At 57.8% G+C, this 24740-nt stretch carries 22 protein-coding genes, 3 tRNA genes and 1 pseudogene; 5 read left to right on the plus strand and 21 right to left on the minus strand.

What is annotated here, in order from left to right:
- Positions 1 to 8: 8 nt before the first annotated feature.
- The 6 genes from rfbA to ybaK all read right to left on the minus strand — a co-directional run bounded on the left by rfbA (position 9) and on the right by ybaK (position 7548).
- Positions 9 to 881 (minus strand): glucose-1-phosphate thymidylyltransferase RfbA, encoded by an 873-nt coding sequence (rfbA, locus tag OL236_RS06465; RefSeq protein ID WP_265071796.1) that lies wholly within the window; start codon positions 879 to 881, stop codon positions 9 to 11.
- A gap of 42 nt (positions 882 to 923) precedes the next feature.
- On the minus strand, positions 924 to 1358 hold the full coding sequence (locus OL236_RS06470) for a hypothetical protein (protein ID WP_009646867.1): 435 nt from the start codon (positions 1356 to 1358) through the stop codon (positions 924 to 926).
- A gap of 149 nt (positions 1359 to 1507) precedes the next feature.
- Positions 1508 to 3565: an ATP-dependent DNA helicase RecG gene (recG, locus tag OL236_RS06475; protein WP_265070018.1), complete on the minus strand. Its 2058-nt coding sequence runs from the start codon at positions 3563 to 3565 to the stop codon at positions 1508 to 1510.
- 154 nt (positions 3566 to 3719) lie between these two features.
- Positions 3720 to 5324 (minus strand): phosphoenolpyruvate carboxykinase (ATP), encoded by a 1605-nt coding sequence (gene pckA / locus OL236_RS06480; RefSeq protein WP_265070019.1) that lies wholly within the window; start codon positions 5322 to 5324, stop codon positions 3720 to 3722.
- Positions 5325 to 5457: 133 nt separating this feature from the next.
- On the minus strand, positions 5458 to 6963 hold the full coding sequence (gene thrC / locus OL236_RS06485) for a threonine synthase (RefSeq protein WP_265070020.1): 1506 nt from the start codon (positions 6961 to 6963) through the stop codon (positions 5458 to 5460).
- 27 nt (positions 6964 to 6990) lie between these two features.
- On the minus strand, positions 6991 to 7548 hold the full coding sequence (ybaK, locus tag OL236_RS06490; protein WP_265070021.1) for a Cys-tRNA(Pro) deacylase: 558 nt from the start codon (positions 7546 to 7548) through the stop codon (positions 6991 to 6993).
- 121 nt (positions 7549 to 7669) lie between these two features.
- On the opposite strand from ybaK, the gene OL236_RS06495 reads away from it, so the two are divergent.
- From OL236_RS06495 to rpmB, 5 genes and pseudogenes are all read left to right on the plus strand, one after another.
- Positions 7670 to 7858 carry a type II toxin-antitoxin system HicA family toxin gene (locus OL236_RS06495; protein ID WP_013740702.1) on the plus strand — a complete coding sequence of 63 codons (189 nt, stop codon included), beginning with the start codon at positions 7670 to 7672 and terminating at the stop codon, positions 7856 to 7858.
- A 46-nt stretch (positions 7859 to 7904) separates the two neighbouring features.
- On the plus strand, positions 7905 to 8357 hold the full coding sequence (locus OL236_RS06500) for a type II toxin-antitoxin system HicB family antitoxin (protein ID WP_009646853.1): 453 nt from the start codon (positions 7905 to 7907) through the stop codon (positions 8355 to 8357).
- 34 nt (positions 8358 to 8391) lie between these two features.
- On the plus strand, positions 8392 to 10281 hold the full coding sequence (nadE, locus tag OL236_RS06505; protein WP_265070022.1) for an NAD(+) synthase: 1890 nt from the start codon (positions 8392 to 8394) through the stop codon (positions 10279 to 10281).
- A gap of 113 nt (positions 10282 to 10394) precedes the next feature.
- A pseudogene (locus OL236_RS06510) lies at positions 10395 to 10543 on the plus strand (secretion protein HlyD).
- A 25-nt stretch (positions 10544 to 10568) separates the two neighbouring features.
- Positions 10569 to 10760 carry a 50S ribosomal protein L28 gene (rpmB, locus tag OL236_RS06515; protein WP_006192484.1) on the plus strand — a complete coding sequence of 64 codons (192 nt, stop codon included), beginning with the start codon at positions 10569 to 10571 and terminating at the stop codon, positions 10758 to 10760.
- A gap of 86 nt (positions 10761 to 10846) precedes the next feature.
- Here rpmB and OL236_RS06520 read toward each other — a convergent pair whose 3' ends face one another.
- The 15 genes from OL236_RS06520 to OL236_RS06590 all read right to left on the minus strand — a co-directional run bounded on the left by OL236_RS06520 (position 10847) and on the right by OL236_RS06590 (position 24601).
- A complete protein-coding gene (locus OL236_RS06520) occupies positions 10847 to 11245 on the minus strand; it encodes a RidA family protein (protein WP_006192485.1) in 399 nt (132 codons plus the stop codon).
- Between the two features lie 48 nt (positions 11246 to 11293).
- Positions 11294 to 11659, minus strand: a complete 366-nt coding sequence (gene aroH / locus OL236_RS06525) for a chorismate mutase (RefSeq protein WP_264918750.1) — start codon at positions 11657 to 11659, stop codon at positions 11294 to 11296.
- Between the two features lie 88 nt (positions 11660 to 11747).
- A complete protein-coding gene (locus OL236_RS06530; protein ID WP_265070023.1) occupies positions 11748 to 13355 on the minus strand; it encodes an ABC1 kinase family protein in 1608 nt (535 codons plus the stop codon).
- A gap of 55 nt (positions 13356 to 13410) precedes the next feature.
- Positions 13411 to 15036 carry an ABC-F family ATP-binding cassette domain-containing protein gene (locus OL236_RS06535; RefSeq protein WP_265070024.1) on the minus strand — a complete coding sequence of 542 codons (1626 nt, stop codon included), beginning with the start codon at positions 15034 to 15036 and terminating at the stop codon, positions 13411 to 13413.
- 81 nt (positions 15037 to 15117) lie between these two features.
- Positions 15118 to 15918: a glucosaminidase domain-containing protein gene (locus OL236_RS06540; RefSeq protein WP_265070025.1), complete on the minus strand. Its 801-nt coding sequence runs from the start codon at positions 15916 to 15918 to the stop codon at positions 15118 to 15120.
- 18 nt (positions 15919 to 15936) lie between these two features.
- Positions 15937 to 17151: an NCS2 family permease gene (locus tag OL236_RS06545; RefSeq protein ID WP_265071797.1), complete on the minus strand. Its 1215-nt coding sequence runs from the start codon at positions 17149 to 17151 to the stop codon at positions 15937 to 15939.
- A gap of 328 nt (positions 17152 to 17479) precedes the next feature.
- A tRNA-Met gene (locus OL236_RS06550) sits at positions 17480 to 17555 on the minus strand.
- 13 nt (positions 17556 to 17568) lie between these two features.
- Positions 17569 to 17654: transfer RNA gene (locus OL236_RS06555), tRNA-Tyr, on the minus strand.
- A 33-nt stretch (positions 17655 to 17687) separates the two neighbouring features.
- A tRNA-Met gene (locus OL236_RS06560) sits at positions 17688 to 17763 on the minus strand.
- Positions 17764 to 17900: 137 nt separating this feature from the next.
- Positions 17901 to 19148, minus strand: a complete 1248-nt coding sequence (pfp, locus tag OL236_RS06565) for a diphosphate--fructose-6-phosphate 1-phosphotransferase (RefSeq protein ID WP_009646823.1) — start codon at positions 19146 to 19148, stop codon at positions 17901 to 17903.
- Between the two features lie 183 nt (positions 19149 to 19331).
- Positions 19332 to 20672, minus strand: coding sequence for a DEAD/DEAH box helicase (locus OL236_RS06570; protein ID WP_265070026.1), 1341 nt, complete (start codon positions 20670 to 20672; stop codon positions 19332 to 19334).
- Positions 20669 to 21544 (minus strand): type I methionyl aminopeptidase, encoded by an 876-nt coding sequence (gene map, locus OL236_RS06575; protein ID WP_009646816.1) that lies wholly within the window; start codon positions 21542 to 21544, stop codon positions 20669 to 20671. Before map ends, OL236_RS06570 begins: the two co-directional genes overlap by 4 nt.
- Before the next feature lie 216 nt (positions 21545 to 21760).
- Positions 21761 to 22225 carry a chemotaxis protein CheX gene (locus tag OL236_RS06580; RefSeq protein ID WP_006192820.1) on the minus strand — a complete coding sequence of 155 codons (465 nt, stop codon included), beginning with the start codon at positions 22223 to 22225 and terminating at the stop codon, positions 21761 to 21763.
- A gap of 6 nt (positions 22226 to 22231) precedes the next feature.
- Positions 22232 to 23095 carry a response regulator gene (locus OL236_RS06585; protein ID WP_265070027.1) on the minus strand — a complete coding sequence of 288 codons (864 nt, stop codon included), beginning with the start codon at positions 23093 to 23095 and terminating at the stop codon, positions 22232 to 22234.
- Positions 23096 to 23200: 105 nt separating this feature from the next.
- Complete coding sequence (locus OL236_RS06590) at positions 23201 to 24601, minus strand: NAD(P)/FAD-dependent oxidoreductase (protein WP_264918742.1); 1401 nt, start codon at positions 24599 to 24601, stop codon at positions 23201 to 23203.
- Between the last annotated feature and the right edge of the window lie 139 nt (positions 24602 to 24740).

Consider the following 24740-nt stretch of genomic DNA (forward strand, 5'->3'; position numbering starts at 1 on the left):
TCGTTCTCCTATCCCTTGACCAGTTGCTCCAAATAGCGCCCGTAGTCGTTCTTCATCAAAGGCTGCGCGAGGCGCAGAACCTGCTCCGCATCAATATGTCCCATGCGGTAGGCTATCTCCTCGATGCAGGCGATCTTGAGACCCTGGCGATCCTGAATCGTCTCGACGAACGTCGCCGCCTGCAGAAGCGACTCATGCGTGCCTGTATCGAGCCACGCGAATCCCCTGCGCATCTTCTCCACCTGAAGGTCACCGCGCTCCAAATACGCGCGGTTCACATCCGTGATCTCAAGCTCGCCGCGTGCCGACGGCTTGACCACCTTCGCGATCTCAACGACATCGTTGTCGTAGAAGTACAGCCCCGTCACCGCATAGTTCGAGCGCGGCATCTCAGGTTTTTCCTCCAAACTGACAGCGCACCCCGTCTCATCAAACTCCACGACGCCATAGCGCTGCGGGTCGCGCACGTAGTAGGCGAACACCGTCGCGCCCGCCTCGCGTGCCGTCGCACGCTGCAAAAGCCGTGCAAGGTCAGCGCCGTAGAAGATGTTGTCGCCCAAGACAAGCGCGCAGCCGTCGCCGCCGATGAAATTCTCGCCGATGAGGAACGCCTGCGCCAAGCCGTCCGGGCTCGGCTGCACGGCATAGGAGATATGAATGCCCCATTGGCTGCCGTCGCCGAGCATAGCAGAAAACATCGTGCTGTCCTGCGGCGTCGTGATGACGAGGATGTCCTCCAGTCCGGCGAGCATCAGCGTGCTCAACGGATAGTAGATCATTGGCTTGTCAAAGACCGGCATGAGCTGCTTCGACACGACCTTTGTCAGCGGATAGAGCCGCGTTCCCGAGCCGCCCGCCAGAATTATTCCCTTCTTCAGCACAAAATCACCTCTCAAACGACACGGCTGCAATATTTCCGCATCTCAAGCCTTCTGCCAAATCAAGCTCATGAACTCGCTGTGGCGCTTCCTGACCTCCCGTGCGACGACGCCCACGATCGTATTGACGAGATCGGCCGAATAGTTCTTCTGCGTCATCGGGATGCAGGCGTCAAGGATGACAGACGTATCAGGCGCAAGATAATACTTGAACAGTTTGTTGCCGTTGTTCAGGCGCATGATGAAATTCGTCACCTCATAGGCGTTGTCATCATTCAGTGCCTTCGGCGCAAGATTGGCTCGTACAATCACATAGATTGTATCGTCGAAAATGACCCCGAGCGGCACATACTGTCCCTGCACCTCAACGGTCGAGCGAAAAATCACGCTCTCATGCTCATCGCCAAGCTCCTCGCGCTCAAAGCTGTCAATCTTATGCCGCTGCAAATACCGCTTGAACTTCTCCGCTGCCTCTACCATAAACTTCCTCCGTAAATGCGAAATTCGTATCTTTCAATAAGATTCATCAAAGGCACAGGAAACTCCTGCCAAGAAACGGTCTTTCTTTTTTATTTTATTCCCCATACCATTATGAGAGATGTATCGAAGATGCAGCCGCACACGTCTTTTCAGACCTCCGTGATCTTCGCAAAAAATTCCTTGTACTCAAGCCGCAGGATTTCAGCAACCTCCTTGCGCATTGCGGGGCTTTCCATCGTTTCGAGCGCCGCGCGACGCGCCTTGAGCAGAATATCGACGTCGCGCAGGGCGTCTGCCATCTTGAGATCAGGCAGGCCGTGCTGCATCGCGCCGAAGAATTGACCGGGGCCTCTGAGCTTCAAATCCTCCTCGGCGAGCACGAAGCCGTCGCGCATGCTCTCCAAAAGGGCAAGCCGTTTCTTCGCCGCAGCGGTTCGCGCCGCCGAAACGAGGATGCAGTAGGAACGATGCGCCCCCCTGCCCACGCGTCCGCGCAGCTGATGAAGCTGCGCGAGGCCGAAGCGCTCGGCATTCTCAATGACCATGATGCTCGCGTTCGGCACGTCTACCCCCACCTCGATGACTGTCGTCGTCACGAGGACATCGATCTTGCCCGCATGGAAGTCCGCCATGACGGCTTCCTTCTCCTTGCCTCGAAGTTTGCCATGCACGAGGCCGCATCGCACTTCACGGAACACGCCCGCGCTGAGTTCCTCGTAGACCTCCTGCGCCGACGGCAGGTCGAGCGTGTCGCTCTGCTCGACGAGCGGACAGACGACATAGGCCTGCCTGCCCTTTTCAATCTCTTGGCGCACGAAGCGATAGATGCGGTCGCGCCGGTCGGGCGTGCGCACGAAGGTCTCGACGGGCACGCGCCCCGGTGGCAGATGCTCGATGCGCGAGACGTCGAGATCGCCGTAGACCGTCAAGGTCATCGTGCGTGGAATCGGCGTCGCCGTCATGACGAGCATGTCGGGCGTCAGGTGCGCACGCTTTTCGAGCGCCGCTCGCTGCTCGACGCCGAAGCGATGCTGCTCATCCGTCACGACGAGGCCGAGCGAGGCGAAGGCGACAGGCTCCTGGATCAAGGCATGCGTGCCGATCACGATATCGACATCGTGCGCCTCGATCGCCTCGTACGCCGCCTCGCGTTCCTTCTTCGACAATCTTCCCGTCAGGAGCAGCAGACGCACGGGCAGATCTCGCAGCAATTCGCTGAACTTATCGAAATGCTGACGCGCCAAGATTTCCGTCGGCGCCATGAATGCACCCTGAAAGCCGTTTTCCACCGTCTTGACGAGTGCCAAGAGGGCGAGCGCCGTCTTGCCCGAGCCGACGTCCCCCTGCACGAGGCGGCGCATCGGCAAGGCAAGCTCCATGTCCTGCCGAATGTCGCGCCACGCCTTTTCCTGGTCCTCTGTCAAGCGGAACGGCAAAGCCTCACGCGCCTCGCGCGAAAGGCGGCTCGCGCCGAGATGGCGCACGCCCTTCTTTTTTTCACGACTCTCGCGGCGCAGGAGAAGAAGCCCACACTGGATGAGGTAAAGCTCCTCGAAGATCAGTCTTTCCCGCGCGAGATGCAGCGCCTCGGGCGATTCGGGAAAATGCACCTCGCGATACGCCTCTTCTCGCGCGACGAGACGATAGCGCTGGCAGATGCTCTCGGGCAAGGTCTCCACGATCTTACCGATTCCTTGAAATACTCCTGTGAGAAGCGTGCGGAAAAACTTCTGATTCAGACTGCCCGAAGCCGCATAGACCGGCAAAATGCCCAGAGCCGCTTCCCCGCCTTTTTCCATCAGGGAGAAGTCCTTGACCTGGCTCATCTGCTTCTTGCCGCGCCCGCCGAAGGCATAATCAATCTTACCGACAGCAAAGAGCTGCATCCCCGCCTTGAGCTTTCCCTTGAGAAACTTCTGATTGAAGAACGTGACCTGCAAAAATCCCGTGCCGTCGTCAATATCGACGCTCAGGATATGAATGCCACGCCCCGTGCGCCTCTCGGCTATATGACGGATGACGCCTGTGACCGCCTGCTGCTCGCCGACCGCGAGCGCGGTGAGCGGCGTCAGCACGCGCCTGTCTTCGTATGTGCGCGGATAATAGGTCAGGAGGTCATAGACGGTGAAGAGGCCGATCTTGTTCAATGCCTCGTATTTCTTCGCGCCGACGCCTTTGAGCTCCAAAAGGCTCGTCTGCAGCTCCATGGCCGCCCCCTCTCCGAAAGATGCAAAACATAAGAGAGCCCGCCTCCGCATCGAATCGCAGGCGAGCTCCTTCTTCATGGCACGCTTTTTCGCGCCTTTTTCCTATCACGATATTGCTGGAAGCGCTTTCGCCCAAAAGCCGCCCGAAAGCTGCTTAGAGTTTCGGACCGGCAGCGACGAGCGCCCTGCCCTCGTCATCCGTCTCGTACTTCTTGAAGTTCTTGATGAAGCGACCGGCGAGATCCTGCGCCTTCTTGTCCCACTCGGCCGGATCGGCATAGGTGTCGCGTGGGTCGAGGATCTTCGTATCGACGCCTGCAAGTTCCGTCGGGATGTCGAACTCAAAGTACTTGAGCTTCTTCGTCGGCGCCTTGTTGATCGAGCCGTTCAGGATCGCGTCGATGATGCCGCGCGTATCCTTGATGGAAATGCGCTTGCCCGTGCCGTTCCATCCCGTGTTCACGAGATATGCCTTGGCGTCGCTCTGGCGCACCCTCTTGACGAGCTCCTGTGCATACTTCGTCGGCGGCAGTTCGAGGAACGCCTGACCGAAGCATGCCGAGAACGTCGGCGTCGGCTCCGTGATGCCGCGCTCCGTGCCCGCGAGCTTCGCCGTGAAGCCCGAGAGGAAGTAATACTCCATCTGCTCCGGCGTCAGAATCGCGACGGGCGGCAGCACGCCGAAGGCGTCCGCCGAAAGGAAGATGACCTCTTTGGCCGGAGGCGCAGAAGAAATCGGACGCACGATGTTCTTGATGTGGTCGATCGGATAGGAGACGCGCGTATTCTCCGTCACGGACTTATCGGCAAAATCAACCTTGCCGTTCTCGTCGACCGTGACATTCTCCAGGAGAGCGTCGCGGCAGATGGCGTTGTAGATGTCCGGCTCGGAATCCTTGTCGAGGTTGATGACCTTCGCGTAGCAGCCGCCCTCGAAGTTGAAGACGCCGTTGTCGTCCCAGCCATGCTCGTCGTCGCCGATCAAGAGGCGCTTCGGGTCGGTCGAGAGCGTCGTCTTTCCCGTACCCGAGAGGCCGAAGAAGATCGCCGTATTCTTGCCCTCGAGATCCGTATTGGCCGAGCAGTGCATGGCGGCGATGCCCTTCAGCGGCAGGTAGTAGTTCATCATCGAGAACATGCCCTTCTTCATCTCGCCGCCGTACCACGTATTGATGATGACCTGCTCGCGGCTCGTGATATTGAAGGCGACCGCCGTCTCCGAATGAAGTCCGAGCTCCTTGTAGTTCTCAACCTTCGCTTTCGACGCATTGTAGACGACGAAATCCGGCTCGAAGTTCTCCAACTCCTCCTTCGAGGGCAGGATGAACATATTGCTGACGAAATGCGCCTGCCATGCGACCTCGACGATAAATCGCACGGCCATGCGCGTATTCTTGTTCGCACCACAGAAAGCATCGACGACGAAGAGACGCTTGTCGGAAAGCTCCTTTTTCGCAATCTTCTTGAGTTCTTCCCACGTCTCCTGACTTGCCGGATGGTTGTCGTTCGGATAGGCGTCCGAGGTCCACCAGACCGTATCCTTGGAGTTCTCGTCCATGACGATGAACTTGTCCTTCGGCGAACGGCCCGTAAAGACGCCCGTCATGACATTCACGGCATCAAGCTCCGTGAGCTTTCCCTTCTCAAATCCCGTGAGGTCGGCCTTCATCTCTTCTTCGAAAAGCTGTTCATAGGACGGATTATGGACGATTTCCTTCACGCCGGTAATCCCGTACTTTGTCAGATCAAGTTTTGCCATGTTTCTCTACCTCTTTCATAAAAAAGTTGAGTTTATAGCTTCCACTTACTTTCTTTCTCTCTCTTCTAGGGAAATCCTGCTTGTTTTCAATTTTTATTTATGAAATTCCCCTTGAGATTCCACTTGAAAAGTCTTATTTCATCGCAAAGTCTTCCGCTGCCATACGCATTTCCGTCTTCTCGCACACTGCGCGATGCAGGATTTCAGCCGTTTTCAGCGACGCCAATCCCTGCGGAATCGGGCTTTCGTTCAAGGAGGCGAGCTTGTCGAGCTGCGCGAATTCGTCGAGTCCCGCACGCTCTTCCCCGAGCGCGTCCAAGACGCTTTCGTTGAACTTGTACGGGCTTGCCGTCGAGACGACGACGAGCGGGCGCTTGCTTCCCGTCTCCTTCTTATATGCCTGTGCCACGCGATACGCGACAGCCGAATGCGTGTCGAGCACATAATGCTCCTTCTCGTAGACCCCGCGAATCGTCTCCTTCGTCGCCGCATCGTCGACCCAGCCAGCCCAAAACGTCTCTTTAAGATTCTGCAGCACGGTCTCACCGACCTCGTACCTGCCCTTTGCGGCAAGCTCCTCCATCCAGCCCCTGACCAGCGTCGCATCCTGCGTCTCATGATAGAGCAAACGCTCAAGATTGCTCGAAACCAGGATGTCCATGGACGGCGAGATCGTCTTGTAAAAATCGCGCTTCTTGTCATAAACGCCCGTCTGCAGGAAATCCGTCAGCACGTTGTTGCTGTTCGACGCACAGATCAGTTTCGCGATGGGAAGCCCCATGCGCTTGGCATAATAGCCCGCGAGAATATCGCCGAAATTGCCCGTCGGCACGCAGAAGTCGATGGCTTCGCCCGCTGCAATCATCCCCTTTTCCAAGAGGTCGGCATAGGCGCTGAAGTAGTAGACGATCTGCGGCACGAGCCTGCCCCAGTTGATCGAATTTGCCGAAGACAGCTTGACGTTCCCAGCGGCAAGCTTCTCTCCAAAGGCCTTGTCGCTGAAAATCTCCTTGACGCCGTTCTGCGCATCGTCAAAATTCCCCTTGACCGCGACGACACGGACATTTGTGCCCTTCTGTGTGCACATCTGCAGGTTCTGGATCTTCGACACGCCGCCCGTCGGATAGAACACGAGGATCTTGATCTGATTGACATCGGCAAAACCTTCGAGCGCCGCCTTGCCCGTGTCGCCCGACGTAGCGACGAGAATCAGAATCTCAGCGTCCTCACCCGTCTTCTTGAGCGCTGTCTGCAAAAGCTGTGGCAAGAGCTGCAGTGCCATGTCCTTGAACGCACTCGTCGGCCCGTGCCAGAGCTCCAATACGGGGAACTCCTTGAGCGCGTGCACGGGCGCGATGCGCACGTCGTCAAACTTGCCGCCCCCGTAAGCGCGTGCAATGCAGCCTGCAAGCTCCTCTGACGTGTAATCTGTAAGGAAGAGTCCCAGAATGCGTGCCGCGCGCTCCTCATAGGAAAGCTGCCGCATCCCTGCAATAAAATCCGGATCAGCCTTGGGCATCTCCTCGGGCACGAAAAGCCCTCCGTCCGCCGCCAACCCCTGGATGATTGCCTCTGCCGAGGCGACGCTTGCCGCCTTTCCCCTTGTACTGCTGTATTTCAATTCCTTCACTCCATTCATCTCTCTCCATCGACTGTGCCGCTTCTCTCAGCGCGTCAGCTGCGCCGTCGTCGCATGGACGGCACGCTCCAAATCGGCGGGCGCGAGCACGATCTGTTCGCCGCGCCTGCCCGCGCTGACGGCAATCTTGTCCCAAGCTTTCGCCGAAGCGTCGAGGAACACAGGATACTCTTTCTTCGCACCGAGCGGCGAGCAGCCGCCGCGCTGATAACCCGTGAGCGCAAGCACTTCCTTGAGATGCACCATCTCCGCCTTCTTGCTCGCGGCGGCCTTAGCGAGAGCCTTGAGGTCAAGCTCCGCCGCGCCCGGAATGCACGCCATGACGACGCCCGCCTTGTCCGTGCGGGCGACGAGCGTCTTGAATACCTGCTCCACAGGCATATGGAGCATCTCGGCCGCATGGACGGCGCTGAGGTCGTCCAAGTCGACGGGAAACTCCCGCAGCTCGTACGAAATCGACAGCCCGTCGAGAATCCGCGCCGCATTCGTCTTCTTCTGCCCCTTCATATCGCTCACCGTTTCTGCATCCGCAATCTCAAGCAAAAAGCTGCTTCGGATGCAGATTCTATTATACCATAGGTTCACGAGAACTCCTATGGCCGAAGCAAAAGAAGCGCATCAGCGGGAGAAAATACACCTTCTATGTGTATCATTGTTGACGTTGAAACACAAAAGGTATATGATGAACTTATCAAAGGAGTCGATCATGAAAACATCTGAGCTTTTGAGAATCCTCAAAAATCATGCTTGCACGATGGTCGAACATGGCGGCAGGCACGATAAATATTATAGTCCGATCACGGGGCGCGTATTCGTCGTTTGGCGGCACAAAAGGGAAATTCCGACTGGAACGGTGCAGAAAATTTTGAAACAAGCTGGAATCCAGCAGCCGTGATGAGGATACGCTTCGACACACTTTTTTTCGACAGGAGGCTTGAAACATGAGCAAATACGCTTTTCCTGCAATCTTTCGCTGGGATGAGGAGGAACAGGTCTATGACGTGACCTTTCCCGATATTGAGAACTGCTTCACCGCTGGTGAAAATCAGCCTGAGGCTTTGGAGAACGCCGCCGATGCACTCGCCCTGATCTTGTGCGATATGGAAGACGAGCACGCCGTCATCCCCCTGCCTGCCCCCCTCGACACTTTGTCTGCTGGCGAAAAAGGCTTCGTGAGCCTCGTCGCTGCTGACACCGACGCTTATCGGGAGATCATCGAGCGCGAAAACAATCCCATCAAATATGCACGCAAACAGGCAGGTCTGAACATCAAGATGCTGGCCGAGCTTCTGGGCGCTCCCTATCGTACGGTACAGGAGTGGAATGCCGGCCGCCGTCTGCCGCCGCCCTGGGTGCAGCGTCTCATCGTTGAGAAAATCGAAGCCAACGCCTGATGCAAAGTCCCAACTTGGAAAGAGGTGCTTCCCCTTGCTGAAAATCGCGTCCGCACAGATGGAAATACAGCCCGGACGGCCTGACGCCAATACCGCGAACATACTGCGCCAGATGGAAGAAGCGAAAGCGAATCATGCCGACATCGTCATCTTCCCCGAGATGGCGATTCCCGGCTATCTGCTCGGCGATACCTGGGAGCAGGACGCCTTCCTGCGCGACTGCGAATCTTGCGCCGCCGACATCATCGCCGCCTCGCACGGCATCGCCGTCATCTTCGGCAGCGTCGCCGTCGATTGGACGAAGAAAAACAATGACGGTCGGCCGCGCAAGTACAACGCCTGCTTCGTCGCCAGCGAAGGAAAGCTTTGCCATCCCGAGGCAATGCCCTACCCCTTCGTCATCAAGACGCTCCTGCCGAACTATCGGGAGTTCGACGACACACGCCACTTCTTCAGCCTGCAGAAGCTCGCACGCGAGCTGGGCACGACACCCAAGAGCCTGATTTCTCCCGTCTCGCTGAAGATTCACGGCAGACGCTGGAAGATCGGCTGCCTATTGTGTGAAGACGGCTGGAGCGACAATTACGAGACGGCACCGATGAAACTTCTCGAAGAATACGAGGATCTGGACTTCTACGTCAACATTTCCTCCTCCCCCTATACGCTCGGGAAGAACGAGAAGCGCCAGCGCCTCTTCTCTGCCGCAGCCAAGGCGGCAGGGGCGCCGCTCATCTACATCAACAACGTCGGCTTGCAGAACAACGGCAAGACTGTCTACACCTTCGACGGTGCGAGCGCCGTTTACAGCGCGGAAGGTTTATGCGTCGCCGCCGCTCCATCCTACGAGGAAGGGCTGCACTATGTCGATGTCGAAGAAATCGCCTCGCTCCCTGCCCTCACGCCCGAAAAAAAGACCGAAATCGCCCAGATTTACGAAGCGCTTTCCTACGGCGTCAAAAATTTTCTTGACAGCATCCGCATGAAGAAGGTCGTCGTCGGCGCCTCGGGCGGCATCGACTCCGCCGTCGCCGCCGCGCTCTATACGAGCGTCCTCGGCGCAGAAAACGTCCTGCTCATCAACATGCCGAGCCGCTTCAACTCCGAGACGACGAAGGATCTCGCACACGCGCTCGCCGAAAACCTCGGCTGCTATTACGCCGTCTTCCCCATCGAAGAGTCCGTACAGCACACGATGAAGCAGATTGCCGCGACGCCCATCGAGCTTCTGAAGACAGGAGAAAAGAAGACGCTTGCCGTCTCCTCCTTCCTCGCCGAGAACATCCAGGCGCGTGACCGCAGCTCGCGCATCCTCGCCGCCCTCGCCGCAGCCTTCGGCGGCGGCTTCTCGTGCAACGCAAACAAGGCGGAGACGACCGTCGGCTACTCGACGCTCTACGGCGACCAGGCGGGCTTCCTCGCCGCCCTCGCCGACCTTTGGAAGCATCAGGTCTACGATCTTGCACGCTACATGAACGAGCATATCTTCAAGCACGAAGTTGTGCCGCAGGCGACGATCGACATCGTGCCGAGCGCCGAACTGTCCGATGCGCAGAACGTCGACGAGGGCAAGGGCGATCCGCTGCTCTATCCGTACCACGACTATCTGTTCCGCGCCTTCGTCGAGCGCTGGGAAAAGGCGACGCCCGAAGACATCCTCGATTGGTACGTCAAAGGCACGCTTGAGCAGCAAATCGGCTGCGAAAAAGGCCTCGTGAAGAAATATTTCCAGACCCCCAAGGACTTCGTCGCCGACCTTGAACGCTGGTGGAACCTATTTTCCGGTCTCGCCGTCGCCAAGCGCATCCAAGCGCCCCCCATCCTCGCCGTCAGCCGCCGCGCCTACGGTTTCGACCACCGCGAGGCGCAGAACGGCGCCTACTATACAAGAGCCTATCGAAAGCTCAAGGAAGCGCTGCTGAAATGAAAACTGCTCGCGCCGAATTATCCGTGGATCTGCAAGAACAGCTTGCGCTTCCCTGCACTTTGTGCTAAAATACTTTTGTTGTCTATGGCGCAAGATTAGGAAGCACTGATAAAATGAAGTCCGTCAGATTGGCGCAGATTTTTCGTTCGATCAAGGAGACGAACCGGACGCATAGTGGTGCTATGCGGAGGATTTGTCGACGCAGAGAGGGCGGAAAAGATACGTCAAGATGGCGGTGCTGAATTTATCAGGGATTCCTTAACTGCGCCGCGAAGGAGGTGTACCCCATGGCAAGTGTTTGCGAAATCTGTGCAAAGGGCGAGATGTCCGGCATGAATGTCAGCCATTCGCATTTGAAGACGAAGCGCAAGTGGAAGCCGAATATCCAGCGTGTACGCGCGATTGTGAACGGCGAGACGAAGCACGTCAACGTCTGCACGCGCTGCCTGCGCTCGGGCAAAGTCGAGCGTGCCATCTGATCTGTGCACAAGGATCCGAACTGATATATCATAAAACAAGCCGCTGAATCGAAAGATTCAACGGCTTGTTTTATTGCAGCGACGCATCAATAGGAATAATTCTGCCCTTCCGAAGCGACGCAGTCGATCTCAATGAGCGCGTCCTTCGGCAGTCGCGCCACCTCGACGCAGACGCGTGCAGGCGGGCAAACTTTGAAATACTTCGCGTACACCGTGTTCATCGCCGCGAAGTCCTCGATGTCCTTCAGATAGACTGTTGTCTTAACAACATCTTCCAGAGAGCATTCAGCGGCTTCGAGAACGGCCTTGAGGTTTTCCAGCACGCGCTCGGTCTGCTCGGCAATGCCGCCCGCGACGAGTTCGCCCGTCTGTGGGTCGAGCGGAATCTGCCCCGAAGCGAAGATGAAGCCGCCCGACGTGCGAACTCCCTGCGAGTACGGGCCGATCGCTTTCGGCGCATTTTCCGTGATGATTTCTTTTTTCATGATCGAATCGCTCCCTTCGTCATATACCACATTGGCACATAGTACGCACTACTCCTCCACTTGAAGATCCGGGCGCAGCGAAATGGCGCCGCCCAGGTAGATGTGGCGAATCTCACTCTGCGGCTTGTCCGTATCAACGAGCAAGAGCGCCCGTATGCAGCGCGGCAAAGAATTTTCGATCTCCGGCTCCAGCGTGTCAAAAAGCGGCACTGCATCGAACCCTTTCAAGAATCTCGCACCCGCAGCCGGAAATGCCGACTTGAGATCGGGCGTCGCGGAAAAAATCGCCGCTCCGATGTCTGAAGGATCAATCTTGTTCGTACGGCACATACCCATGACCATGAGTTTCACCGCTTGAAATATCTCAGCCTTCGTATCCTTTTCTACCGTGATCGCACCCCTGATCCCACGCATGGGAATCCCTCCTATCCTACTCTTCCTAGCATTAAAGCCCCAAAGGAAACGCGCATTTCGCGCATTTCCCCAATCAACGGCAGCCTCGTCAATGACCGCGCAATATGCTCCACAGGAGCCGCGTCGAGAGCACGATCGCCGCCAGATAGCCCAAGACGCCCAGAAACGGTATCTCCATGATCTTCGGTGTCATCTGCGTCGTGCAGATCGTGCTTGAGCCAAGGAGAAGCGCCGCACTCAGGAGGGCGATGATGAGTTTATTGATCATCTTGTTGAGCCTCGCGAGCGGCTCATCGGCGCCCGTAAGCTCAAGATTGACCTTCGTCTGCCCGCTCAGCGTCATCTTCAGAATGTCCGAGATCTGCTCGGGCAGCTGCAAGGATTTGCGCAAGAGGATGTAGCCCTCACGCTTCGCCTTGCCGGCTTCCTCGCGCCAGTTGAATCCCTTCGCAAAGCTCAGTTCCATACTGCGCGCCAGAATCTCAACGAAGCTGACCTCAGGGCATACGAGGCGCATGACGCCCTCGATCGTCATGACGCCGCGGCAGAACATGCTGATGCCCGGCGCAATCGCAATGTGATGAGAGCGCAGAACGTTCATGATCTGACGCGAGAGTATGCCCATCTTCAGCGAACGGAAATCGAGATCTCCGTACTGCGCGATGAGCGCGTCGATGTCCTGATAGAGCCTCGCATGGTCGATGCGCTCCTGCGGCACGCCGAGTGAGAGCACCGCCGCCTTCATCTCGAAGACGTCATGCTGCGCCAGAGCGAAGATCGCCTTGCGGATTGCCGCGCGATCCTTGTTCGACAGACGCCCCATCATGCCGAGGTCGAGCCAGACGATCTTACCGCCGCGCACCCAGATGTTCCCCGGATGCGGGTCGGCGTGGAAGTAGCCATCCTCGACGATCTGCTTGACGTAATTCTCACCGAGCCGCTCGCCGATGCGCCGCACGTCGATGCCCGCCGCCTTGAGTCCCGCCACATCGTCAATCTGTATGCCGTCGACGTACTCCATGACGAGCACATGCTGCGTCGTCAAATGGCGATAGACCTTGGGACAGCTTACGAAGTCGGCATCCTGGTTCGCATGGCGGAACTCCTCGATGTGGTTCGCCTCCATGACGAAATCCATCTCCTGTTTGGCAATCGCCCAAAGCTCATCGAGCACCATGCTGAAATCCACGACGTCCTGCGCAGGGCCAAGGATCTTCAAGATGCCCGCCGCGCGCTTCAAGAGCACGATGTCCTTGCTCATGATGTCGTGCACGCCTGGTCGCTGCACCTTGATGACGACCTTCTCACCGTCCAGGAGCACCGCGCAGTGCACCTGCGCAATCGAAGCTGAACCCAGCGCTTCTTCATCAATCGAGCGAAAGATGCGCGTCCAGCGACGCTGATACTCCTGCTCGATGACCTTCTCTATGACGGAAAACGGCAGGGGGTTCGCCTCCGTCTGCAGTTTCATAAGTTCATCACAGTATTCCTGCGGCAGAAAATCCGGACGCATGCTCATGATCTGCCCGAGTTTCACGAAAGTCGGTCCGAGATCTTCCAAGATCAGCCGCAGCTTCTCGGGCGTTATGCCATGCACGATGTCGCGCGCGCGCAGGACTTCAACCATCTCGCGCAGACGCGTCGCCGAGCCTTGATCCTCCTTGCGCCACGCTTCGCGAAAAGCCTTTGCGAACATCGTATCCCCCCTCGGAAGAGCACCCATCGCCATGCCGGACGGCAAAAGCCTTGCCTTAGCTCTTCTTGCCGTACTTTTCTTCGAGCTGCTGGCGCACCGTCTCGTTTTCCAGGAATTCATCGTATGTCGTCACGCGGTCGACAACACCCTCAGGCGTGATGTCGATGATGCGATTTGCGATCGTCTGAATAAACTCGTGGTCGTGCGAAACGAAAAGTACCGTGCCCGAAAAGGCGATCAGTCCGTCGTTCAATGCCGTGATGGACTCCAAGTCGAGGTGGTTCGTCGGCTCGTCGAGAAGCAGCACGTTCGCGCCCGAAAGCATCATGCGCGACAACATGCAGCGCACGCGCTCGCCGCCCGAGATGACCTTCGCCTTCTTCTGACTCTCCTCGCCCGAAAAGAGCATGCGTCCCAGAAAGCCGCGCACAAACGACTCGTCCGGGTCGCGCGAATACTGGCGCAGCCAGTCGACGAGGTTCAGGTCGACGTCATCGAAAAATTCGTTGTTGTCCTTCGGCAAGTACGCCTGCGTCGTCGTCACGCCCCATTTGAACGTGCCTGCATCCGCCTCCATATTGCCCATGAGGATCTCGAAGAGCGCCGTCTTGCCCACGGAATTCGGGCCGACGAAGGCGACCTTGTCCCCCTTTTTGAGCGTGAAGCTCACGTTATTCAGCACCTTCTCGCCGTCGATCGTCTTCGTCAGGCCGCTGACCTGCAATAGCTGGTCGCCCGCCTCGCGGTCGGGCGTGAAGGCGATGTAGGGATAGCGGCGCGAGGATGGCTTGATGTCATCGAGCGTGATCTTTTCGAGCAGCTTCTTGCGCGAGGTCGCCTGCTTCGACTTCGAGGCGTTGGCGCTGAAGCGTTGGATGAAGGTCTGCAGTTCCTTGATCTTCTCCTCTTTCTTCTTGTTCGCATCTTTCGCCATCTGCAGGGCGAGCTGGCTCGACTTGAGCCAGAAATCATAGTTGCCCGCATAGAGCTGAATCGATCCGAAGTCCACGTCAGCGATATAGGTGCAGACCTCATTGAGGAAATGGCGGTCATGCGAGACGACGATGACCGTGTTCGGGAAGTCATCGAGGAAGGCTTCGAGCCAGTTGATCGACTCGATGTCGAGATGGTTTGTCGGCTCATCGAGGAGCAGCACATCGGGACTGCCGAAAAGCGCCTGCGCCAAGAGCACGCGCACCTTCTCCTTGTCCGTAAGATCTGCCATCTTCTTGTGATGCTTCGAAGGCTCGATGCCGAGGCCGTTTAAGAGGCGCTCCGCCTCAGGCTCTGCATCCCATCCGTTCATGTCGGCGAACTCCGCTTCAAGCTCCGAGGCTCTCATGCCGTCGGCATCGGAGAAGTCCTCCTTCTGATAGAGCGCATCCTTCTCATCCATGATGGCGACGAGACGCTCGTGACCGAGCATGACCGTGCGCAAAACCTCGACCTCATCGAAGGCGTAGTGATCCTGCTTGAGCACGGCAAGGCGCTCGCCTGGCGTGATGTCGACCGAGCCTTTCGACGGCTCGATGTCGCCCGCAAGGACGCGCAAAAACGTCGACTTGCCCGCGCCGTTCGCGCCGATGATGCCATAGCAGTTGCCCGGCGTGAACTTGATGCTTACATCCTTGAACAAAACGCGCTTGCCAAACTGCAGCGTCAGCCCGCTTGTACTAATCATAAGATCCGATCCTCAACCTTCCCTATACTGTTTTCTTCTTCTGCAAAAGAGCCGCGCGTTCCATGCCCGTGAAATATATATTCACTGGCGCAGGATGTCGCGGAAAAGCTGCATGATGCTCTGACCGTACGTATGTCCGGGCACCGCCCAACGTCCATTGAGATCCGTCCATGTGCCGAGCGTGCGAGCGCCGTACGTCGAGCGCACTAGGTCGTAGCGCGGATCGACGATGGGCAAGGCGGGGCGGCGCGTCGACGCATAGGCCAGAAGGTGCTGAATATGCGCGCGCACGCCCAGCTCCGACGTAGAAAAGTACGCGCCCTTGACCGTCGCGCTCGTCGTGCCGAGACCGCAGTAATTGTTCTGATCGGGCGTGACCGTGCCGCCGTAGCGGAAGAAGCCCGTTTCCTTCAGCGCCTGCGCAAACGCCACATCGGGCCGCACACCTTCGCGTGCGCCTTCCTTATAATAATACGAAACGAGCGCTTCCGGCGAAACGGAGATGTCCGGATGCGGGTTGTTCATCAGCAGATAATCGACGCACTGCTTTTCCGTCGCCATCGCTGCGCCCAAGATGGCGTCCGCTGTGCGCGGCGCCGTCACGAGAACGCCCGGCATTTTTTCCACTGGCTTCTTTTCGGGCGCAGGAGGATTCAAGATGTCCTTGATGCGCTCGGAAAGCGGCTGCTGCGCGTGCGCTGCCTGAACCTTCGTCTCCTTCGTCCTGCCCTGCTCGATGCCCTGATGCATTTCCACTTTCGTTTCCACCTGCGGATCATGCAGGCGTCTGGCGTCTGCCGCCGATGGAAGCGAAAAAGCAAATGTGCCGAGCACGAGCGCCGTCAAAACTGCCTTACCCTGAAAAGACCCCTTGAAACCCAATGCAATTCCTCCTAGAAATCACGGCGTATAGTACGCGAAATAAAGCGAGAAAGCCCCCGCGAAAAAGAACAGTACCGGATGAATCTTCTTCCCTCGTCCCGAAAAGACCTCCAAAAAAACATAGACGATCATCCCTGCGCCCAATCCTGCAACAAGACTGCAGGACAATGGCGTCACGAGAAGCACGGCGAAGAACGCGACATGTTCCGACGTCTGCTGCCAGTCGAGCCGCAGCCCCTTGAGGAGCAAACAGCCGGAAAAGATGAGGAGCGGCGCGAGAATCGCCGAAAAGTCGAGAACGGCCGCCGCCACAGGCTCCAGGAACAGCGCGAGAAGCAGAACGGCTGCCGCCGCACAGGCAGCGAGCGGCGTGCGCGCGCCGATGGCACGCGCCGCCACGGACTCCTTCGCCAAGGCGACGGGGCCAGCGCCGAGGAGCGCTGCGACGGCATTTCCTGCGGCAAGCGCGAGGAGCGTGCGCCTTTCGGCAAGTCCATGCGCCTCTTCCACCTCTCCGAGTGCGGCGAATGTGCCGCACGTATCGAAGAAGAGGAAAAGCCACAGCGCCAGAACGACGCCCGAAAGCTCTGCAAGATGCGCAAAATCAAGTGCAAACGCCGTCCGATCAAGTCCCTCTGGCAGCAGGAACGGCGCCTCGGGCAAAACGAGGAAGCCTTCGAAGAGCGCGAGCAGCACAGCCGAAAGAACGCCCCAGAACGCCGCCGCGCGAACGCCCATCGCCCAAAAGGCGAGCGATGCCGCAAGGCCTGCGAGCGCGACAAATGCCGCCGGCTCAGAAAGGCTGCCGAGCATCGTCACCGTCAGCGGCGAACCGACGACGAGCTTGCCCATCTGAAGCCCCGTAAAGACGACGAGCAAGCCCACGCCGCCGCGTGCCGCCTCCGCGATCGCACGCGGCATCGACGCGAAAAAGATGCGGCGAAGCGGTGTAGTCACCGTCAGAAGGACGAGGAGCGCGGCTATAAAGCATGCGGCAAGAGCCTCCTGCCACGCGACGCCGAGCGGATAAATGACGCCGTAGACGAGCCAGACGTTGATGCCGAGCGCAGGCGCGACGACAATCGGCTGACGCGCAAAAAGCCCCGCAACAAGCGTCGCCAAACACGCAGCGAGAAGCGTCGCCGCATAAGCTCCGACAAAAGGCGCACCCGCCCTCGCCCAAAGTGCGGGCACGACGGCAAATGTCGCCAGAAGAGCGAGCGCCGTCAGCACGCCGCCCAAAACCTCCCGCCGCCACTGGACGCGCGCCTCCTTCCATGAAGGAAAAGAAAAAATCTCGGCCCGTCCTCCCTTCTCAAAAAACCAATCCGCTCCTATTGTACCACAAGACCGCCAAGGCTTTCAATCCTAAGCAGAAGCTTTTTGCTGAACCCTCAAAAGTCCGACGAAAGGCGCAAACCGATCGACTGGCGAGAGCGGCGCACCGTGCCCACGATACCACGATAAAAGGCTCGACCTGCTTGCAAAGAAGCAGGTCGAGCCTTTCGCCGACTCTATTCACTTTCTCTGATGAGTCATCAACCCATCGGTAAACTTGCATTGGTTGCGGGAAGAGGACTTGAACCTCTGACCTTCGGGTTATGAGCCCGACGAGCTACCAACTGCTCCATCCCGCGATAAAAATAAAAATGGTGGGCAGGGATGGATTCGAACCATCGTAATCCGAAGATGACAGATTTACAGTCTGTTCCCTTTAACCACTCGGGCACCTACCCATATATCAAGACGGCTTGCGCCGCATCTCGCGTTGGTTGCGGGAAGAGGACTTGAACCTCTGACCTTCGGGTTATGAGCCCGACGAGCTACCAACTGCTCCATCCCGCGATGTTTTGTCACACCGTAAACCATCGGCTGACAAGAAACAATTATACTATAGTGGAAGAGCTTTGTAAAGGGCGCAAAAGGAAAAAGTCGCCGAAACATGCGGCATCGGCGACTTTTTCATCAAAACCTCATCTCAATCACTCAAAAAGATAGGCGTACCTCTCCTTGAACTCGTCCTTTTCCATATGATAGGCATTGGCGAGGCCGGGATCGTCGAGATCCTCCTTTTCCATGCGCATCATGAAACCACGCGCAATTTTGTAGTGGACAGACTCGATATTGACCTTGCGCACCTTCGTCTTGCCCGTCTCAGGATCCTTGATCTCGTCGAAGAAGAGCGGCTTCGCCTGGTTGTCCTGCAGAGTGATGAGCGCCCCCGTCTCGCCGCGCATGAGAAACTGCACGGCCTCGTAGCCCAAGGAGCGTGCATAGTCGATGTCGTAGGCGATCGGCGTGGCACAGCGAAGCTCGTAGCCGATTTCCTTGTCCACGATGGCGATCTTGATGCCGATCTTCTTGACTTCGGCGAGTACCGCCTGCTTCAGGATTTCGCCGAAGTCCAGTTCCGCGTAGCGAATGTGGCCATGTTCGTCGAGTACGAGATTGCCAAGCTTTTGGAAGTCCTCCTGCGCGATCTTCTCGATGACACCCTCGGCGATGACGGCGACGCCGTAGTTGTGCCCCGTCAAGTAGCGCTTGACAATCGACCCCGTGATGATGTCGACGACTTGCTGCAAGGGAATCGACTCCGCCGCGAACTCCTCGGGAATGATCGTCAGAGCCGCGCCTGCCGAGCGCCCCATACCGAGCGCCAAGTGTCCCGCAGTGCGTCCCATAGCGATCGTGAAGTACCAGCGATTGTTGCTCGTACGTGCGTCCTCCATGAGGTTTTCAATCTCCTCCGTGCCGAAAGCGCGCGCCGTCTCGAAACCGAACGTCGGGATGCCCTCGGGCAGCGGCAGGTCGTTGTCGATGGTCTTTGGCACATGGACGACGTTGATCGTCTTGCCGATCTGACGCGCGTAATTCGACACCGCCATAGCGCTGTACGCCGTGTCATCGCCACCGATCGTCACGACGTGCGTAACGCCAAGTTCCGTCAAAGTATCGACAACTGTGCGCAGGTCGGATTCCTTCTTCGTCGGATTGTAGCGCGACATCTGCAGGATGCAGCCGCCTGTCAGATGGATGCGGTTCACGCGCTCCATGTCGAGGCGCACATACTTCTTCTCGCCGCGCGCGAGGCGCGAAAAACCATCGTAGATGCCGAGTACGTCCCAGCCATGGCGGTCAGCCTCGATGGTCACGGCGGAAATAACGCTGTTGATGCCGGGCGCTGGCCCGCCGCCACAGATAATGGCAATGACATTCTTGATTCCGATCATGAAAAAGCCCCCTCTTCCATTTCGCGCATAAATTTTATTGCTTCATATTGAACATACTTCCTTTATTCTGTCAAAAAAGCGAATTTCCTGCCGCAAACGAGGAGAAGGCGAAAGAAAGTTCCCACGCGAAAGAAAAGAGCAACGGCATCGCCAGCCATCGCTCTTTCGCATGTTCCAATAAAACTACCGCTTGCCGAGATGCGAACTCCTGCCGGCGTTCGTCTTCGTACCGCTCTTGGAGCGTGCCGCAGGGCGTCCCACGCGCTTCTTGGCGACGCGGCGTGCACGCTGCGCCGCCTTGCCGCGCTTGGGCGGCGGTGCGCTCTTCGCGGGCGCTGTACGCTCTTTGTCTGCGTTCTCCTGCTTCACCGCTGCCGCTTTCGCCGCCGTCTTCCGTCGCACGTTCTTGCCGCCGCTTCTCTCCGACTTTTCCTTGGTGAGGCGAGCCTTGATGCCCGCCTCAATGCGGCGCAGCTGATCGTACTGATGCGCATTGACGAAGGTGACGGCAAGCCCCTTTGCTCCCGCACGCCCCGTCCTGCCGATGCGGTGAATATACCACTCCGTATCCTGCGGCAGATCATAATTGAATACGTGCGTGACGCCCTCGATGTCTAGTCCGCGCGCCGCGATGTCGGTGACGACGAGGATCTGCAGCTTCGCCTCGCGGAAACGGCGCATGACGAGGTTGCGCTGCGTCTGCGTGAGGTCACCGTGCAGCTCGTCGACGAGATAGCCGCGCCCCGCGAGTTCCAGCGTCACATGCGCGACCTTCTGCTTCGTATGGCAGAAGACCATCGCAAGGTACGGCTGGTATTTGTTCAACAGTTCACAGAGCTTGTCGAGCTTCGTCTCCTCGCGCGTGTCGACAATGATCTGCTCAATATTCGCGAGCGTCACGCACTCGGGCTGCACCGTAATCTCGCGCGGCTCCTTCATGTAGCGGCGCGTGAGCGCCCGTATGCGCTCAGGCATCGTCGCCGAAAAGAGCATGAGCTGATGGTCGCCCGCCAGCGCTTCGAGCATCGTTTCCACATCCTCGACAAAGCCGAGGCGCATGAGTTCGTCGGCCTCATCGAGGACGATCTTGTTGACCTGCGAGAGTTCGACCGAGTGGCGGCGCAGGTGATCGAGAAGCCTGCCGGGCGTCGTGATGATGAGCTGCGGCTTCTGTCGGAGTTTGTCCTTCTGCCGCTCAATGTCCTGCCCGCCGTAAACGAGCGCCGTTCGTATGCCGACCGCATCCGCAAGCGTCCTGGCGATGCGCGCCGTCTGCATGGCCAGCTCACGCGTCGGGCTGACGACGAGAGCCTGCGCTACCTGGACATTTCCCTTGATGCGCTCAAGCAAGGGCAGCAGGAAGGCGAGCGTCTTGCCCGTGCCCGTCTGCGCCTGCACGATGGCGTCGCGTCCCGAACGCACGGCAGGAATCGCCTGCTCCTGCACGGGAGTAGCCTCGCGTATACCCTGACGCGCGAGAGCGTCGACCAACACTTCCGGGCAGTGAAGTTCTGAAAAATTCAACTCGAAAGTACCTCCGTTCCCGTCTCCGTGATGAGAATCGTCTTTTCCCACTGCGCCGAGAGCGAGCCGTCCTTCGTGCGCACCGTCCAGCCATCCTTCTTGTCGACCGTCACCTTGTACTTGCCTGCGTTGATCATCGGCTCGACCGTCAGCACCATGCCCGGCACGAGCAGCATGCCCGTGTCGACCTCGCCCACATGCGGCACGAAAGGCTCTTCGTGGAAGTCCTTGCCCACGCCGTGTCCGCCGAGCTGCGTCACGACGGAGCAGCCGTTGGCGCGCGCGTGCGCGTCACACGCCGCACCGATATCGCCGAGGAAGTGCCACGGCCTGGCCGCCTCAATGCCGAGGTTCATGCACTCCTTCGCCACCTCGACGAGACGCGCCGCTTCCGGCGTCGTCCTGCCGCCGACGATGTACATGCGCGACGCGTCGGCATAGTAGCCGTCCAAGATCGTCGTGATGTCAACGTTCACGATGTCGCCTTCCTTCAAGATCGTTTTCTTCGACGGTATGCCGTGGCAGACGACGTCGTTGATCGAGATGCAGACGCTCTTGGGGAAGCCCTCGAAGTTCAGGCACGCGGGAATGCCGCCGTGATCGATGATATAGTCATGCGCCGCCTTGTCGAGCGTCGCCGTATCGATGCCCGGCTGCACCATCTCGCCCATGAGGTCGAGCGCCCCATCGTTGACGACGCCGCTCTTTCTAATGCCCTCGATGTCCGCCGCATTCTTGATGATGCTGTGCGGCGGACGCACCTGCCCGCGATAGATGTCGAATTTCATCGAGCGAATACGCTCATCGAAATCCATGTGGCATTTCTTGTACTTCTTGCCGCTGCCGCACCAGCACAAATCATTTCTCGTCATTTCATTGCTCCTCGCACGCATGACGCAAAGCGTCATGCAAAATCATGGCGCACCAAGGCTATGTCCAGTACACCCTTTAAAAAGTCCTTCCCATTATAACACATTCCGTCCCGCACTGCGAACCATTATCTCTAAAAAACAGATGCCGCAATCCCCTCCCGTGAGGGAAACTGCGGCACCGGATGAAAATGCTGCCTTTTTCACGCAAGGCAGGCGTCAAGTCGTCGCAACAGAAATATCAAGCTCGACGATATGACCGCCGAGATCCATATCGACGGCAAGGTAGCCATCACTGCTGATCTTGATCTGGAAGTCCTCACCGATGGAAAGCGACGGCGTGGAGATATCGACCTCCAAGCCGAGTCCTGCGATATGCGTCGCCGTGTTCGCCGTCAGCATGTTGCTGAGCTCGGAAATCGCACTCTGCGCCATCTCATCGAAGTTCTCGACGGGCATGCCCATCATCATCGTGGAGGCGATGAATTTCGCCGTATCCTCCGTCATGTTGTAAACGACGTTGCCGCGAATCTGCTTCGTGAAGCCGACGATGACAGAAACGCCGAGACTCACGGCGTTCTTCTGCTTTACCGTGACCTTGGCACGCTTCGGCTCAGGGAAGCCGATCTGCGGCATGACAGCGGTGAAGGCGTCAATAAAAGGGTTGACAAGTTTTGCATCCATCTTTCTTTATTCCCCCTCCGCAAATCCAAGATTCAAGCAGATGTTTCCGATCTCCGTCTTCGCGACGACCTCGAACGAGGTGAGCTTCGGATTGGCAATGCGGATGTTCGCGCCGCTGATCGTCCCCGGCGGAGTCAGGCGCATTTCCTTGTCGCGGAAGATATCATTGACCTTCGATACGCCGCGGCCGACGATGATGTTCGCCGCCTCCTCGACCGAATCGTTGATCTCGTCCTCCTCGATGTCGTCATGCTCATCCATCGCGAGCATGCGCAGAGCAAAGCGGCGCATGGTATCAGTATCCATGTGGACGACGGCGCGTCCCACGGGCGAACCCGTGAGTCCAATGATGACCGCGATGCCCTTGATCGCCAAATAGGGGCTTTCATCGACGGAAACCTCGATCTCGCTCTCCATGCCAAGAAGACTGAACAGACTGCGCTGAAGCCCTTGCGCAAACGTCGCCACATAAGAGTCGCGCAGCATCGTGACGGCGCTCCCCTTCTTCTGGCACAGGATGATCAGCATATCGACGATCTCATTGGGCTTCACAGGCTTCTGCAGGAAAGCGTGGATGCCCACCTCGCGCCCCTGCGTCATGAGGCTCGCATCCTTCATCGCACTGATCATGACAATCGTGGCGTCAGGATCAAAGGCGAGGATGCGGCGGCTCGTCTCAATGCCGTTGGCATCGGGCAGGTTCATGTCCATCGTCACAGCGGCCGGACGCGTCTCCTTGTATTTCTCAACGGCCTCGGCAGCGTTGCTCGCTATGGCGCAGACCTCGAAGCCCGCCTTCTTGAGGATGCCCTCAAGCATCGCCTGGCTGACGCGCGAGTCGTCGACAATCATGATCTTGATTTTATTCACTAAGCTCACCCTATTCTTTCCGTCCAATAAGATATTGCCTGAAAAAAGAACATACTCCCTTATATTATCCTATCGGCCAAAGTCACTAAAAGATTAAGAACTTTCTCAACCTGCGCCCATGCGCGAGAGTATGACGCGGGCAACATGCACGCCGCTCGCGCCCGCCTGCGAAAGGCCGCGCGTGACGCCGGCGCCGTCGCCGACGGCAAAGACGTTCTTGAGGCGCGTTTCCAGCTCATTGGACAGCACGATGCGCGAACTGTAGAACTTGACCTCGACGCCGTAGAGCAGCGTGTCGTCATTCGTCATGCCCGGTGCAACGGCGTTGAGCGCCTGCACCATCTCCATGATGTTGTCGAGATGGCGCTTGGGCAGGATCAGCGAGAGATCACCGGGCGTCGCATGAAGCGTCGGCTCCATGAAGCTGTGACTCATGCGGTGCGCGTTCGTGCGCCTGCCCTTGACGAGATCGCCGTAACGCTGCATGATGATGCCGCCGCCGAGCATATTGGAAAAAGACGCGATGCTCTTGCCGTACTTGTGTGGCTCGTTGAACGGCTCCGTGAAGTGATTCGACACCAGGAGCGCAAAGTTCGTATTGTGGCTCTGCATTTTTGGATCGCTGTACGAGTGACCGTTGACCGTCATGATGCCGCCCGTATTCTCCATGACGACATGACCGTGCGGATTCATGCAGAAAGTTCGCACGGAATCGCCGTAGCGCTTCGTGCGATAGACGAGTTTCGCCTCATAGACCTCCGACGTGATGTGGTCGAAGATCTCGTCGGGCACTTCGACGCGCACGCCGACATCGACCTGATTGTTCTTCTGCTCGACGCGCAGCCGCCGACACTCCTCGGAAAACCATTCGGCGCCCGAGCGCCCCGGCGCAACGACGAGATACTCGGCGGCGATGCGCTCGCCGCTTTCCAGTTCCAAGGCGTTTTCTCCCTCGCCGTCGGAAAGGATATTCCTGACGGGTTCATGGAAGCGGAATTCGACGCGATCCTTCATGTACTCATACGTTTTTTCGAGCATCTTCAAGTTGTTTTCCGTGCCAAGGTGGCGCACGCTCGCTTCCAAAAGATGCAGATCATGCTCCAAGGCGAGCTTGCCGATGCGGCTTCCCTTCGTGCTGAACACCTTCGCGGGCGCACCGTGGCGCATGTTGATCGCATCGACGTATTCGATGAGACGCATGACCTCGGCGGAACTGATGTACTCGCCGAGCCAGCCGCCGAACTGCGTCGTGAAGTTGTACTTGCCGTCGGAAAAGGCGCCCGCGCCGCCGAAGCCGCGCATGATGCTGCAAGGCTTGCAGCCGATGCAGCTCTTGACCTTGCCCGCCGCAATCGGACAGCAGCGATGATATATGTCGTTGCCGCTCTCTAAGACGACGATGGAAAGGCCGGGCTTCTTCTCCGCCAGCTCATACGCCGCGAAAACGCCCGCCGGACCCGCGCCCACAATGGCGACATCGTATTTTTTCACCTCGCCGCCTCCCATCCGCTCACTCTTCTACAATTGGTATTATATAGGAAGAAGTTCCTTTATGCAAGGGATTCGTTGCATAAAGGGCCGCTTTTCATTATAATAGGGAAGTATATCCGTAGAATTCATCCGTACTTCCTTTAGGGGGACTTAT

Origin of the sequence: Selenomonas sputigena (assembly GCF_026015965.1) — a bacterium.
Lineage (GTDB): Bacteria > Bacillota > Negativicutes > Selenomonadales > Selenomonadaceae > Selenomonas.

Coding starts and splice junctions, on each gene's coding strand:
- OL236_RS06590 (WP_264918742.1), bottom strand. CDS start 24,601: ATGGGAGGCGGCGAGGTGAAAAAATACGATGTCGCCATTGTGGGCGCG.
- thrC (WP_265070020.1), bottom strand. CDS start 6,963: ATGAATGGAGTGAAGGAATTGAAATACAGCAGTACAAGGGGAAAGGCG.
- OL236_RS06495 (WP_013740702.1), top strand. CDS start 7,670: ATGAAAACATCTGAGCTTTTGAGAATCCTCAAAAATCATGCTTGCACG.
- OL236_RS06580 (WP_006192820.1), bottom strand. CDS start 22,225: ATGGATGCAAAACTTGTCAACCCTTTTATTGACGCCTTCACCGCTGTC.
- OL236_RS06530 (WP_265070023.1), bottom strand. CDS start 13,355: ATGTTCGCAAAGGCTTTTCGCGAAGCGTGGCGCAAGGAGGATCAAGGC.
- rpmB (WP_006192484.1), top strand. CDS start 10,569: ATGGCAAGTGTTTGCGAAATCTGTGCAAAGGGCGAGATGTCCGGCATG.
- OL236_RS06535 (WP_265070024.1), bottom strand. CDS start 15,036: ATGATTAGTACAAGCGGGCTGACGCTGCAGTTTGGCAAGCGCGTTTTG.
- OL236_RS06520 (WP_006192485.1), bottom strand. CDS start 11,245: ATGAAAAAAGAAATCATCACGGAAAATGCGCCGAAAGCGATCGGCCCG.
- pfp (WP_009646823.1), bottom strand. CDS start 19,148: ATGATCGGAATCAAGAATGTCATTGCCATTATCTGTGGCGGCGGGCCA.
- OL236_RS06500 (WP_009646853.1), top strand. CDS start 7,905: ATGAGCAAATACGCTTTTCCTGCAATCTTTCGCTGGGATGAGGAGGAA.
- pckA (WP_265070019.1), bottom strand. CDS start 5,324: ATGGCAAAACTTGATCTGACAAAGTACGGGATTACCGGCGTGAAGGAA.
- aroH (WP_264918750.1), bottom strand. CDS start 11,659: ATGCGTGGGATCAGGGGTGCGATCACGGTAGAAAAGGATACGAAGGCT.
- recG (WP_265070018.1), bottom strand. CDS start 3,565: ATGGAGCTGCAGACGAGCCTTTTGGAGCTCAAAGGCGTCGGCGCGAAG.
- map (WP_009646816.1), bottom strand. CDS start 21,544: ATGACGAGAAATGATTTGTGCTGGTGCGGCAGCGGCAAGAAGTACAAG.
- OL236_RS06470 (WP_009646867.1), bottom strand. CDS start 1,358: ATGGTAGAGGCAGCGGAGAAGTTCAAGCGGTATTTGCAGCGGCATAAG.